The sequence below is a fragment of the uncultured Nostoc sp. genome (assembly GCF_964245445.1).
In the GTDB taxonomy this organism is placed as follows: Bacteria; Cyanobacteriota; Cyanobacteriia; order Cyanobacteriales; family Nostocaceae; genus Nostoc.
In genome coordinates, this window is the sequence record NZ_CAXTNE010000216.1 from 1 (window position 1) to 14467 (window position 14467).

Annotated in this window: 10 protein-coding genes and 1 pseudogene; 5 read left to right on the plus strand and 6 right to left on the minus strand. The window is 43.5% G+C overall.

Going from position 1 to position 14467, the window contains the following annotated elements; all coding sequences use genetic code 11:
* Nucleotides 1-76: 76 nt before the first annotated feature.
* Complete coding sequence (locus tag ACFE90_RS27715) at nucleotides 77-1060, plus strand: GntR family transcriptional regulator (protein ID WP_375505616.1); 984 nt, start codon at nucleotides 77-79, stop codon at nucleotides 1058-1060.
* Between the two features lie 44 nt (nucleotides 1061-1104).
* Nucleotides 1105-2301: an FAD-dependent oxidoreductase gene (locus ACFE90_RS27720; protein WP_375505617.1), complete on the plus strand. Its 1197-nt coding sequence runs from the start codon at nucleotides 1105-1107 to the stop codon at nucleotides 2299-2301.
* Nucleotides 2302-2315: 14 nt separating this feature from the next.
* Here the strand turns inward: ACFE90_RS27720 and ACFE90_RS27725 are convergent, their stop codons facing one another.
* From ACFE90_RS27725 to tig, 4 genes are all read right to left on the minus strand, one after another.
* Nucleotides 2316-3236, minus strand: a complete 921-nt coding sequence (locus tag ACFE90_RS27725) for an alpha/beta fold hydrolase (RefSeq protein WP_375505618.1) — start codon at nucleotides 3234-3236, stop codon at nucleotides 2316-2318.
* 104 nt (nucleotides 3237-3340) lie between these two features.
* Nucleotides 3341-4681, minus strand: a complete 1341-nt coding sequence (gene clpX / locus ACFE90_RS27730) for an ATP-dependent protease ATP-binding subunit ClpX (protein WP_375505619.1) — start codon at nucleotides 4679-4681, stop codon at nucleotides 3341-3343.
* Between the two features lie 9 nt (nucleotides 4682-4690).
* A complete protein-coding gene (gene clpP, locus ACFE90_RS27735; RefSeq protein WP_375505620.1) occupies nucleotides 4691-5389 on the minus strand; it encodes an ATP-dependent Clp endopeptidase proteolytic subunit ClpP in 699 nt (232 codons plus the stop codon).
* Nucleotides 5390-5737: 348 nt separating this feature from the next.
* Nucleotides 5738-7174 carry a trigger factor gene (gene tig / locus ACFE90_RS27740; protein ID WP_375505621.1) on the minus strand — a complete coding sequence of 479 codons (1437 nt, stop codon included), beginning with the start codon at nucleotides 7172-7174 and terminating at the stop codon, nucleotides 5738-5740.
* 881 nt (nucleotides 7175-8055) lie between these two features.
* Between tig and ACFE90_RS27745 the strand changes: the two genes are divergently transcribed.
* The 3 genes from ACFE90_RS27745 (at nucleotide 8056) to ACFE90_RS27755 (ending at nucleotide 12169) form a co-directional block, all read left to right on the plus strand.
* Nucleotides 8056-9099, plus strand: coding sequence for an aspartate-semialdehyde dehydrogenase (locus ACFE90_RS27745; RefSeq protein ID WP_375505622.1), 1044 nt, complete (start codon nucleotides 8056-8058; stop codon nucleotides 9097-9099).
* Nucleotides 9100-9232: 133 nt separating this feature from the next.
* Nucleotides 9233-10117, plus strand: coding sequence for a 4-hydroxy-tetrahydrodipicolinate synthase (gene dapA / locus ACFE90_RS27750; protein ID WP_375505623.1), 885 nt, complete (start codon nucleotides 9233-9235; stop codon nucleotides 10115-10117).
* A 279-nt stretch (nucleotides 10118-10396) separates the two neighbouring features.
* Entirely contained in the window at nucleotides 10397-12169 is a 1773-nt protein-coding gene (locus tag ACFE90_RS27755; protein WP_375505624.1) for a ribonuclease J, read from the plus strand.
* Between the two features lie 152 nt (nucleotides 12170-12321).
* Here the strand turns inward: ACFE90_RS27755 and ACFE90_RS27760 are convergent.
* Together ACFE90_RS27760 and ACFE90_RS27765 are read right to left on the minus strand one after the other, a co-directional pair.
* A pseudogene (locus ACFE90_RS27760) lies at nucleotides 12322-12957 on the minus strand (lecithin retinol acyltransferase family protein); the annotation flags it as partial.
* Between the two features lie 151 nt (nucleotides 12958-13108).
* Nucleotides 13109-14305, minus strand: coding sequence for an anion transporter (locus ACFE90_RS27765; protein ID WP_375505625.1), 1197 nt, complete (start codon nucleotides 14303-14305; stop codon nucleotides 13109-13111).
* Between the last annotated feature and the right edge of the window lie 162 nt (nucleotides 14306-14467).

Sequence of the window (14467 nt, forward strand, 5' to 3'; positions counted from 1 at the left end):
AAGCAACACTCAGCACTCAGCATGGGCTAAACGCCCCGCTATCGCTAACAGCACTTAGTATTCAGGAGGTTTGGTGATGATTCAATTCCGTATTCAGCCAGACAGCGAAATTCCCGCATCAACCCAGCTGTTTAATCAAATCCGGTTTGCGATCGCTTCTCGGCAATATCCCCCTGCTTACAAATTGCCAAGCACAAGAGCGCTGGCAATGCAAACTGGGTTACACCGTAATACCATTAGTAAAGTTTACCGTCAACTAGAAGAAGACGGATTTGTTGAAAGTATGGCTGGTTCGGGAATTTATGTTCGTCCCCAAGGTCATGAGGGTGGTAGCAGGCTGCAATCACCAATTCTCAAACAAAATCCTGATGCATATCAAGTTGTCCAGAAAGCACTCGATGATCTGCTCACCCAAGGATGTTCACTCAATCAAGCCAGAGAGCTATTTTTAGCGGAAATTGACTGGCGCTTGCGTTGTAGTGCGCGAGTACTGGTTGCAGTTCCATCTTATGACATGGGTGCTGGTGAGTTGATGGTGTATGAATTAGAGCGATCGCTAAAAATACCAGTCCAGTTGGTAGCAATGGAAGAATTAACAGCTGTGTTAGATAAAACTACCTCTGCGACAGTAGTCACAAGTCGGTATTTTATCAGTAATGTGGAAGCGATCGCCGCTCCTAAAGCTGCACGGGTAATTCCTCTGGATATCTACGATTACAGCAAAGAACTCAGCCTATTGAAAACCCTACCAAAAGAAAACTGTGTAGGTATAGTTAGCCTCAGTTCCGGGATTGCACGAGCAGCAGAAGTCATCCTCCACGGTTTACGAGGGGATGAACTACTAGTGATGACTTCGCAACCAAAAGATGGTTATAAACTTCAGGCAATGGTTAAACGGGCTGAAGTAATCATAAGCGATCAAGCCAGTTTTGCGGCAGTGCAAGCAGCTGTGCAAGCATGTGATGAAGATATTATTCGTCCACCAAAGCTGATTAAGGTTGAAAATTATATAGGTACTAATTCAATTAACTTGCTAAAACGGGAATTGGGTTTGGGTTAATCCAAAGATAATTTGACCAACATCTATAAAGGAGGGATAAAGTAGTGCAGATTCTGATTGTGGGCGCAGGCCCAACAGGTGTAACTCTTGCCCTGCTCCTTGCAAAACGTGGTATTGCTGTAACGTTAATTGAAGCAGCAAAAGACTTTCATCGTGTTTTTCGCGGCGAGGGATTAATGCCCAGTGGGTTAGATGCACTAGAACAAATGGGTCTATCGCCATTGTTGGAGCATATTCCCCATCGACAAATCGACGCATGGGAATTCATTCTGGGTGAAAAGCAGTTGTTTCGAGTTGATGAACCAATGGGAGCAACCCGACACTGTACACTGGTTTCACAACCACCGCTACTCAAAGCACTGATTTCTGAAGCTCAAACCATTGATGGGTTTGAATTTATCCAGGGTGTTCCAGTCAAAGATTTACGCTGGAGTAATCAACGTGTCGCAGGTGTAGTACTAAGCGATGGGAGAGAACTAACTGCTGACCTAGTGATTGGGGCAGATGGTCGAAATTCTCTTGTGCGACAACGTATAGGATTAGAATTAGTACGCCAGCCCAAAAATATTGATATTCTCTGGTTTAAACTTGCCGCCACTCCTGAGTTTGCAGCCGATAATGTTTTTCGTACTATTGTAAATGGCGATCGCGTATTTAGCATCTTTCACGGAGCAGAGTCAGGCAAACTGCATCTGGCTTGGGTAATGTCGGCAACCGAAAACACTGACTCCAAGCAAGCCAACTGGGCAGAGATTTTTGCCTCACTATCACCCTCATGGCTAGCAGAGCATTTCCGTAATCATGCAGACACCATCGAATCCCCGATTCGGCTTTCTGTTGTCGTTGGTTATTGTCCACAATGGCACGCACCAGGGGTATTGCTTCTGGGTGACGCTGCACACCCAATGTCTCCTGTCCGTGCTCAAGGAATTAATCTAGCATTCCGTGATGTGATTGTCGCTGCTAATCATCTTGTGCCGCTATTGCACAGAGAAACCGAACTCCAGGATATTGATATGGCACTATCGCACATCCAAGCAGAACGTGAGCCAGAAATTATCCGCGCCCAGCAACTCCAGTTAGAGGAAGCTAAACAAGGCGAACTACTGCGGAAAAATGCACTGCTGCGTTCGTTGTTGATTCAACTTGCTCCCTTGCTCCGTAAAACAATTAAAAAGTCTTGGTTAAAGCGACAATATAAAATGCGTCAAGGTATCACACAGGTACACTTAACTCTGTAAAAAACCGCCAGCAGTTATCCGACTTGTGGTTGTGGGGTATTAATTTGTAAAAACTCTTGTACCCGTCGCAGGTAAGTTGGTGCATCTTCCAACATTGGGAAATGGGCTGTGTTAGGAATCATCACAAATTCCACTTTGTCACTCAGTGCAGCTGCTTGACGCCCCATTTCCGCTGGAATAATTTTGTCATATTCCCCCGCTACGAGTAGAGTTGGCACTGTCAGCTTGGCAAACTCTTGCGGCATCACTTCAGATTGAGCCTTACTGACTGAAGTAAAAATTGTTCCTAAAGCCGCATCGTAATCTGCTTCAAGAAAATCTTCCAAAAAAGCTTGCCGCTCAGAATGTGGAATAGAACTATGCAGAAATCTGGCCATAAACATCCGGTCAACAAATGGAATTTTGCTTAAACACTTGGGACGGAATTTTACTACATAGCCACCAAATTTATGAAAGGCACTAAAAGATTTTTCGTCGTACTCAAAAATGCCGCTACAGGTTAAAATTCCTCGTTCCACTCTTTGGGGATAGCGGTTAAAAAATAAAGTAGCAACAGAAGCGCCCATTGAATGAGCATTGATATAGACACGCTGAAGATGCAGTCCATCTAACAAAGCTGCCAAATCATCAGCGTATTCCTCTAATTCATAAGTTAATTCTCTGATTGCCTGTGATTCTTCCTGGGGAGACTCAGATTCGGCAACAGCTTCACTTGCTTCGGCTATGGTTGGCTTCCCACCAGAACGGCCAAATCCCCGCATATCGTAGAGTAAACAATCAAATTGCTCCGAGAAAGCATTAGCAGTATTTTGCCAATATCTAGCTGAACCAGCCCAACCGTGAATGAAAACCATCACTGGTTTTTCCAAAGAACCAGATGGTTTTTTCACCCATTCGTAGTAATGCTCAACGCCACGAACATTAATATAAGGCATTAGTCATTAATCCTTTGTCAGTTGTCATTAGTCATTTGTCCTTGGTACATAGTTATTATTCCTTACTTTTTGCCCAATGACTAATGACCAATGACTAATAACTATTAGGCTGATTCTGGTTTCGGTAGTGAAGATGGATGTATTATCAGTTCGGCAGTTGATCGCTTCTCGACCATCTCCCGTGTTACTGTACAACGTGTCACATCCTTACGAGAGGGTAACTCGTACATTACATCCAGCATAAGTTCTTCGACAATGCCCCGCAGCGCTCTAGCACCAGTTTTACGCCGATAGGCTTCTTGAGCGATCGCTCGTAAAGCATCTGGTTTAAAATCTAACTGGACATTATCCATCTTCAGCAGTTTTTGGTACTGCTTCACTAAGGCGCTGCGTGGTTGGGTAAGAATCGCCATCAACGCTTCTTCATCTAGCGGATCTACTACTGCTACCATTGGCACGCGCCCAATAAATTCTGGAATCATGCCAAATTTTACTAGATCATCCGGTGCTAGATGGCGAAGAGTATCTGCTGCCCGTTTTTCCTTAGATTGCCCTTCTCCAGGTTGCACAAAGCCTATTGCTTTTTTGCCAACTCTCTGATCCACAACCTTTTCTAAGCCTACGAAAGCACCACCACAGACGAACAATATATTACTTGTATCAATCTGGATGCAGTCTTGATAGGGATGCTTACGCCCTCCTTGGGGTGGTACATTGGCGATCGTTCCCTCTAACATTTTCAGCAAGGCTTGCTGCACGCCTTCGCCAGAAACATCACGGGTAATTGACGGGTTCTCACTCTTGCGAGCAATTTTGTCAATTTCATCAATGTAGATAATTCCTCGTTGCGCTTCCTCTATATCTAAATCTGCTACTTGCAACAGTCGCAGCAAGATATTTTCCACATCTTCTCCCACATACCCAGCTTCTGTTAGCGTCGTAGCATCAGCGACGGCAAAGGGTACATCCAGGATTTTCGCTAAGGTTTGCGCTAAGAGAGTTTTGCCGCAACCAGTTGGGCCAATTAACAAAATGTTAGACTTTTGCAGTTCTACAGCATCATCTGCCGCAGCTTTGCCAGTGGCTTTAGACTGAATTACCGCCAACCGCTTGTAGTGATTGTAAACGGCTACTGACAGCACTTTCTTTGCTTCGTCTTGACCAATGACGTGTTCGTCTAGATAATTTTTAATCTCTCTTGGCTTGGGTATTTGATTAAACGAAATACTAGAAGATTGGGTACGCCGTTTTTGAGGTGGTTCTGCTCTTGGTGCCGGTTGTGCTGCCGCACCATTTGTATCGAGTAACTCTTCGTCTAGTATTTCATTACACAAGTCAACGCATTCATCGCAGATGTAGACTCCCGGCCCTGCGATTAATTTACGCACCTGCTCTTGAGACTTGCCGCAAAACGAACATTTTAAATGGGAGTCGTACTTAGACATACCAGCCTCTTATTTCAGAATGGTGACGTTTTCCCCTGCTGTGGGAAGATTTTGCCTGGAAATGACCTGATCAATCAAACCGTAGTTCTTCGCCTCTTCTGCCGACATAAAAAAGTCGCGCTCAGTATCTGCTTCAATTCTTTCTATGGGTTGACCAGTATGATGAGCCATTAACTCATTCAACTTAGCCTTAATGTAAAGAATTTCTCTGGCTTGAATTTCAATGTCAATGGCTTGACCTTGAGCGCCACCAAGTGGTTGGTGAATCATAATCCGGGAGTCGGGCAGAGACATTCGCTTACCGGCAGCTCCTGCTGTCAACAAAAATGCCCCCATGCTCGCGGCTAATCCAAAACAGATGGTAACAACATCAGGGCGAATTTGCTGTATTGTATCATAGATTGCCATCCCTGCGTAGACCGAGCCGCCAGGAGAATTAACATACAGTTGGATATCTTTTTCTGAGTCTTCGGCGTCTAGGAATAACAACTGAGCCACAATTGAGTTGGCTACGGTATCGTCTATTGGCGTTCCCAAAAAGATAATCCGCTCTCGCAGCAGGCGGGAGTAGATGTCGAAAGCCCTTTCTCCCATGCCAGATTGTTCCACCACCATCGGCACGATGTTGCTAGGGCTGCTCAACTGGGAGTTAATCTTTATTCGACTTTGGTTGCTGATGGGGTTATTTCCCGACTGCGATACAAGCATACAAGCTTTCTTTGACGATAATTTAGGACAAATGTTTCAGCAGCAGATGCTGCCTTTTCGACGAATGGGATTTTTATAGGTATGTGTTAACCATTATGCCTCATATAATTTCCTCTCGTGTAACACAGTATCAAGCTCAGGCAATAACATGTGTCACAATTTGCTGAAAATTCATTAATTCTTTAATTATTCTGTCTTCATGCCTGAGTTTTCAGGAGTCAAAAGTCATGGGGCATTGGGCATTCGTTATTTCTCGCCCTGCTCCCTGCTCCCTCATCTTTTTTACCTTACCCATTTCACCAGTACTTTAACTCAGAACTGGTGAATTGATGGTTGTGGGATTTTTAATTATCCTTCTGTGACTTCTGTTGAAGCTTCGATGGTTTCTTCCTCTGTCTGAGGTGCATCAGCATCAGCATCTGATTCTGTGGCTTCTATTTCCTCTATGGGATTCAACGAACCTTCAGGTACAAGTTCAACTGAAGAGTGTTCTAAGAGCCAATCGATGGTTTTTTCGGTTAATAGTTCGTTTTCCACGATTGAGCGCAGTTTATCTTCATCAACGTCTTGTTCCTCCGGGTACTGTTCCAAAAGTTCTGTGACTCTGGTTGCAATTTCTTCTGGTGTTACCTGGATAGATTCGCGTTTACCCACTTCACGCAAGGACAAAGAGCGTTTAATACGTTCAATTGCCTCAGTGCGCGATCGCTCCCGCAATTGAGGAATAATATCTTGAGTAAACAACTTCCTCACATCCAATCCCTGCTGAGACAGCCGCATTGCTGTTTGCGTTAGCATTGCATCCACTTCTTGCTCAATCATGGTTGCTGGTAAGTCAACTTCTACGTGCTTGAGCAGTTCCGTTAACAACGCTTCCTGTTTATTTGTTTTTGTTTTGTCGTCCGCCTCTTTTTGATATTGCTCTACCAAAGAAGCGCGTAACTCCTCTAAGGTTTCAAAATCGCTGATTTCTTGGGCGAAATCGTCATTTACTTCTGGTAGTTCCTTTTCCTTCAGTTCTTTGAGTGTCACTGTGAAAGTTGCGGCTTTTCCAGCTAAATCTTCATTAGCATAAGGATCTGGGAACTGTGCCGCAATTTCTTTGGTTTCTTCAGGATTCATCCCCACTATTCCCGAAATAAAGCCTGGAATAAACTTATCTTCCTGTAACTCAACTTGAAAATCAGTTGCTTCGGCTCCGGGAATCGGTTCTAGTTCAGCTGTTTCGTCTTCGCCCTCAATGGCGAATGAACCTTTAAAATCGACTACGGCAATATCACCGATTTGGGCTGCACGTCCTTCTACAGGAATCAATGTCGCTAATTCTTGACGTTCCTTATCAAGGTTTGCGTCTACTCGTTCTGGATCGAACTTGACTTCTTCAGCCCTAGCTTGCAAGTCAGTGTACTGAACTAAATTTACTTCTGGTTCTACATCAACAGCAGCCGAAATTGTTAGAGGTTTTCCAGGTTCATAATTCTTAATCAAATCCTCAAAAGAGGAGCGCAATTGCGGCTGACCTATTGCCGGGATAGCTTCTTGTTTAACCGCTTGCTCAATACCGTCTTGAATTAATTCTTCCAGCGCTGCTGCCTTGATACGAGTTGTACCCAGCCGTTGTAGCAATATCGGCCGAGGCACTTTGCCTTTACGAAACCCAGGAATATTGGCAGTACTCGCTAAGTTTTTAATGACCTGTTCGTAAGTTTGCTTGGTAATTTCTGGCGTAATCTCTATTTCCAGGCCAATTTGGCTGGCGGGAAGTTTTTCCTGGGTAACTTTCATGCTTCGTCTCTAGTTTTCTGGTATTTTATACTCCAAGTACACACAAGATGCAATAATTGTTTGCGTTTATGGCTTGATGTGTCTTAAGGGAATGGGAGTTTGCCAAAAGGCTTTATGACATCCAAGGATGAATGTTTGTCCTGGGGCAAAGATCCAGTTTACTGCCAATCACCAAGGACTTGACATTTTACCTTCATAACAATTCAGTTAATGGGGGCATTGGGATTAGAGGAGGGGTGATAGGTAAGAGGTGATAGGGAATAAGAATAATCTGTACCCTGTAACCTATTCCTTTCTTTACTCCCTCTGAAACTTAGGAATTAATTACCCAGTGGCCTAACGCCGTGATATCCTGGTTCTCAGCGACTAGTTAGTACTCCAAGTTAAACTTATAGTATTGAGTCTAGCTATTATTAAGTTGTGATACAAGATCGCATCTATTACCTAACCGTATAGCTCAGTTTTATACTGTGCTGGTTTTATCCATTTAGATCATAGTATATTCATCATCTTGGTAAGCAACTTTGAAGCTAAGACGTTCGTTAGCCTTACAAGTGGGATACCTATGAAACGCCTAAGTGCAGATATCTCTATTTTTCTGCTAAATGACTGTTTGTTGTATAATGATATAAAAATTTAAATCGATGGAAAAATTGGATAGCCATTGTTGTACAGTGCAACATAACTTAAATTATTAAATAGCCAAGAAAATAAATGTATTAAATATATTAGAAATTTAGAGATTGACAGAGAATAGACTAAATTAAAAAATTTAAACTTATTGAAAATGTATTTCAAAGCAGCGATCGCCATTTAAATATAAGTAAATCTTCAAATGTTCCAAAAAATTGCAAATAAACCTCTTAAAGGAGGAAGTGAGTTTGTCTAAATCCTATCATGTAGCTATTTTGGGGGCGACTGGTGCCGTTGGCACAGAGTTGCTGGAATTATTAGAAATCCGTAATTTCCCGATTGCTGACTTGAAGCTATTGGCATCAGAGCGGAGTGTAGGGCGATCGCTGCGGTTTAAAGGAGAAAATCTACCAATAGAGGCAGTGAGCGATCGCGCCTTAGAAAATGTCGATATAGTACTAGCTAGTGCTGGTGGTTCCACAACCAAAGCTTGGGCAGCAATTGCTGTCGAAAAAGGCGCAGTGGTAATTGACAACTCCAGTGCCTTTCGGATGAACCCGGAAGTTCCCTTAGTAGTGCCAGAGGTAAATCCACAAGCCGCAGCTTATCACCAAGGCATTATTGCCAACCCCAACTGCACGACAATTTTAATGGCAGTGGCAGTATGGCCATTGCATAAAATTAAACCAGTGCAACGCATCGTAGCCGCAACCTACCAATCTGCTAGTGGTGCTGGTGCTAGAGCAATGGTAGAAGTCAAAAGGCAAACAAGCGCTATACTACAAGGACAGCCGCCAGTCGCTGAGGTATTGCCTTACCCACTGGCATTTAATTTATTCCCGCATAACTCACCATTAAACGATTTGGGTTATTGTGAGGAAGAAATGAAAATGGTCAACGAAACCCGAAAAATATTCGGGACGCAGCAAATCAGAATCACTGCAACCTGTATACGGGTTCCCGTACTCCGCGCCCACTCAGAAGCCATTAATTTAGAATTTGAGACTCCCTTTAGTGCAAAGGAAGCCAGAGAAATTTTAAATACCTCCCCTGGAGTGAAGTTGGTAGAAAATTGGGAAACTAACTATTTTCCGATGCCAATTGAAGCAACTGGTAAAGACGAAGTTTTAGTGGGAAGAATTCGTCAGGATATTTCTCATCCCTGTGGCTTGGAATTATGGTTGTGTGGTGACCAAATCCGCAAAGGCGCAGCATTAAATGCAATACAAATCGCCGAATTGCTCGTAGAAAAAAATCTACTCAAACCAGCTAAAGCTTACGTTTCAAGCTAATCATTAGTAAAAACAAACAACTAATGAAAATAAGCAAATGTGCAAATTACTGTTGAAAGAAATTTGCACATAGGTTATTACAATAGAAAACCACCAAGATATAAAAATATGGGTAATCAGGAGTGAAAACAGGGTGGGAGATTTTGGCAATGTTTTAACCGCTATGATTACGCCGTTTAAAGCAGATGGTAGTGTAGATTATGATGTAGCGGCAGAACTTGCGGCACATCTAGCTAACAACGGTACAGATACATTGGTGGTGTGCGGCACAACTGGAGAATCCCCTACCCTAAGTTGGGATGAGGAATACCAGCTGTTTGTCGAGGTATTGCACTCCGTGGCAGGAAAAGCCAAGGTGATCGCAGGTTGTGGTTCAAATTCCACCAAAGAAGCGATCGCAGCCACCCAAAAAGCGTCTAAAATAGGAGTACATGGTTCCTTACAAGTTGTCCCTTATTACAACAAACCGCCACAAGCGGGATTGGAAGCGCACTTTCAGGCCATAGCACAAGCCTGTCCCGACTTACCTCTGTTGTTATATAATGTCCCCGGTCGTACCGGACAAAACCTTCAGCCAGAAACAGTTGCCCGGTTAGCTGAGGTTAGCAATATTGTCGGAATTAAAGAATCCACTGGTAGTATAGATCAGGCAACTGAAATTCGTCGCTTGACACCAAAAGAATTCCACATCTACTCTGGTGATGATTACATGACTTTGCCCTTGTTAGCCATCGGGGCAAAAGGCGTGGTAAGTGTGGCTTCTCATCTGGTAGGAAACCAACTACAGCAGATGATCCAAGCTTTTAGTGCGGGGAAAATTGAGGTAGCAAGCAACATTCATCTCCAACTCTTCCCGTTGTTTAAAGTTTTATTTCTCACTTCAAATCCCATTCCAGTGAAAAAAGCACTGAAACTTCAAGGTTGGGAGGTTGGTTCAACTCGTCCGCCCCTATGTGAAGCTGATTTAGAAGTAAGTCAAAAGTTAGAAGCGGTTCTGAAAGAACTTAGTTTAATCTAGCCAGCATGCGGTTAAGGGCTGTTAATCTGCTGCTTTCTAAAGATACATATAAACAATGCTCATAATTGTTCATAAGTTGCAATTTAAAAATCTGTGCTAGGACTAATAAACATACTATAAATTCTTCAGTGTACGGTCGATTTTATTGAATAAAAAATTGAAATCTTCAATTAAAACTTGATTGCTTTGGGACTGAATTAAGAAACAAATAATGTTGTCTTAAATATAAGTTCGTTAACTATCAACTAAATTAACCACAAGTAACAATCTAAGGAGAAAATGGCTAAAAACGAAGCTGATAATTCCGCCTTGAAAATTATTCCTTTGGGCGGTTTACACGAAATTGGGAAAAATACCTGTCTTTTTGAGTATGACGATGAAATTATCTTGTTAGATGCAGGATTGGCTTTTCCCACAGAGGCGATGCATGGAGTAAATATTGTTCTGCCAGATACGACCTATCTGCGGGAAAATCGCCACAAAATTAAAGGGATGATCGTTACTCACGGTCATGAAGACCATATTGGCGGGATTGCTTTTCATCTCAAGCAATTTGATATCCCCGTGATTTATGGGCCCAGACTAGCAATGGCAATGCTAGAGGGTAAATTAGAAGAAGCAGGAGTGCGCGATCGCACAGAAATTAGAACAGTTCTACCACGTGATGTAGTGCGGATTGGTAAAAACTTTTTAGTTGAATATATCCGCAACACCCACTCCATTGCTGATAGTTTCACTGTTGCCATTCATACTCCCCTTGGTGTAGTCATTCACACAGGCGATTTTAAAATTGACCATACCCCAGTGGATGGTGAAAAGTTTGACTTGCAGCGCCTAGCAGAACATGGTGAAAAAGGCGTTCTTTGCCTTCTAAGTGATTCTACTAACGCTGAAGTACCAGGTTTTACACCTTCCGAACGTTCAGTTTATCCCAATCTTGAGAGAGTATTTAGTCAAGCTACTGGGCGATTATTTGTCACTACCTTTGCTTCCAGCGTCCATCGCATCAACATGATTTTGGATATCGCCAAGAAGCAAAACCGTGTAGTGACGATTGTAGGGCGTTCGATGCTGAACTTGATTGCTCATGCCCGCAATTTAGGTTACATCAAGTGTGAAGATAATCTGCTGCAACCATTGCACGCAGTCCGCAATCTACCTGATGAGAGAGTACTAATTTTAACTACAGGTTCTCAGGGTGAAACGATGGCAGCAATGACCCGCATTGCCAACAAAGAACATCCTCACATCAAAATCCGCGAAGGAGATACAGTTGTATTCTCTGCTAACCCAATTCCCGGAAATACGATCGCAGTAGTCAACACCATTGATAAATTGATGATTCAGGGTGCAAAAGTGGTCTATGGGCGGGATAAAGGGATTCATGTCTCCGGTCACGGCTGTCAGGAAGAACAAAAGCTGATGATTGCCTTAACTCGACCCAAATTCTTTGTGCCATTTCACGGCGAACATCGGATGCTAGTGAAGCACGCAGAAACGGCTCAGAGTATGGGCATTCCCGCAGAAAACACGATCATTATTCAGAATGGTGATATTGTCGAACTGACTGAAGATGCTATTCGCGTCGCGGGTAAAGTGCCATCTGGTATCGAATTAGTGGATACTACTAGTTCGGGTATGGTAAGTGCCAAAGTGCTGCAAGAACGGCAACGCATGGCTTCAGAAGGCATTATTACAATTGCAGCTGCCATTGATTGGAATGGTAAACTGTTGGCAAAACCAGAAATTCACCTACGGGGTGTAGTTACAAGTGTAGAGCGATCGCTCTTACAAACCTGGGTAAAACAACGGATTGAAGAAATCTTAACTGTGCGCTGGACAGAATTTGCTCCTGGCGAAGGTCAAGCAGCAGATATAGACTGGGGTGGATTGCAAGGAACTTTAGAACGAGAATTGCAACGTTCCATCCGTCGGGAATTGCAATGTCAGCCATCTGTGACTTTGTTGATGCAAATCCCTGATGAGCCACCCGTAAAAGTTGCCGATGGCAGAAGACGGCGGACTCGGACTGCTGCTCAAGTGGCATCGTAGGGAATTTAAGATAAAAATCTCATACAGAAGCGCAAAGACGCAGAGTTTTTCTGAACGTCTTTGCGCTTCTGTATGAGAGTTAGAGAAAAATCATTTACCTTAATAAAGGTTGAATAGTGGGTATAACCAACTGTCTCTAAATTGCTGATTTATTATTCTGATATCCATTTCCAGAAACAATAAGCACCATAACCAACTGCTGCGGCTGCAACTGCTGGTGCTGCAACTGTGATCGCTACACCTGCTGCCATACCACCGCCAACTGTAGCCCCAACAGCCGCTAACCCTGAAGTGATTCCAGCAACACTAAGACCAGCAACGCTTCCAGCAGCTGCAACAGCACCAACGGCTCCCGCAGTACCAGCAGCAGCACCAACAGTCGTCATCGTTCTGCCAACAGCACGAGCTTCTCGCTCCTCGCTAGTAAGATTTTCGTTATCTTCTAAAACACTATTCATTGCCAGGGTTGTTATAGCAGCAGGAGCCATACCAAGTGCGCCAATGCCTGCAACAGCTCCCCCATCAACAACTCCACCAACTGTAGCTAGACCTGACATAATCCCGGCTCCACTTAGTCCAGCTGCGGCTCCAGCAGCACTGACAACACCAATACTACCAGCAACTGCGGCTTTACTTCCAGACGCTCCTCTTGTAGCTGCTTCAGCATTTTTTACTTGTTCGCTTGTATGTATACCTGTCTTACACCATGTAGCAAAGTGTTCACAATTATTATCAAATAAGTCATAGGCATTTTCCCCCAATCTACTCTCAGCGCGTTGAATTACAACGTCTGGTGAGTCACATTTACCATACTCTCTAAATGGTAGTTACAAGCAAACTGTGTTTACTGGAAACCAGCAGATTATTTCTCAAACATTCGCAGAACTAACCCTGACAGCCCAGCAGGTCTTTTCAGCTTAGGGTTGTTGCTACATATCCTCAATGAACCCAGAGGTATACTAAAACTAAAGTACACACTGTTAACGGCGCTCCAAAGCGCAGATGTTCCCAAAAAGTTAGCTTGTAACCTAAATCCGCAGCAGCTTCTACAACTATCAAGTTGGCGACGGAACCAAACAAAGTCAAATTACCAGCCAAAGTTGATCCAGCTGCCAACAATAGCCAATACTTACTGTCACCTGGAGGAACCAGGGGATGCAGCAGAAGTACAGCAGGCACATTAGAAATTAAATTAGATAAGACAACAGTTACACCCAAAAAACTCGCAGCAGAGTTGATTGCATGGGTAAATGGCTGGAGTAAATTCAACTTTTGCGTGACTCGCGTCAGGATAAACAATCCAGAAAACATTACCAGCAGATTCCAATCAACCTTTTGCAAAATGCGTTGCGGTTTAATCCGCCGAGTGATTAGCAATAAGCTAGCAGCAACTAAAGCAGACTCCCCTAACGGTAAACCGACAGTAAATGCAATTAGCAGCCCAATTGTGATGACTAATGTTTTTTTAAATAAGGGTTTAAAAATCCGTTGGTTATCAACTATTACCTGTTGGCAAGGTTTGACTGAGCGCACATCTGGGTAAAGTAGCCACAGCAATATTACCTGAATTACCAAGCCGACAAAGGCAACTGGGGTTAATACACGCAAAAAATCTAGATAGGAGATACCTGAAAAGGAGCCAATCAGGATATTTTGGGGATTACCGCTCAAAGTTGCTACGGAGCCTATATTAGTTGCACTTGCGATCGCTAGTAAATAAGGAATCGGATTTAAACCCAAAGCTTGAGTCAGGCTCAAAGTTAAGGGTGTGAAAATCAACGCTATAGTGTCATTGAGAAAAAAGGCGGAGAGAATACCACTAGCAAAAGTTAAAGCAATCAACAAACCTAGAGGACTGCGAGTTATACTCAATATCGCTGAGATTGATCGCCTAAAAAACCCTGCATAGCATAGGTTGGCATTAACTACCATCATGCTCAAGAGAAATACGATGGTATTGGCATCAATAGCCTGCCATGCTTCCTGTAAATTCAGAACACCTAAAGCAATTAAAAAGGCAGAACCGACCAAAGCGATCGTGGCACGGTTCATGCGTAAACCAGGAATGTAGCCCAATGCTAACCCCAAATAAGTTAGCCCTAAGACGCTATAGATTGCAAATTGGAGAAGAATCACTTTCTTTACCGAGACTTTGCGACGACTGATATTTCATGTCTAGCCGCTCTGCATCTACTGAAAAAGCCAACACACCTGGCTATAAACCGCAGCAGCGTCAACAAAGAGGCAGGGGAACTTGGAACCCCCACGGAGTGTGGATTGGGGGAGAGGGGGCAGGGA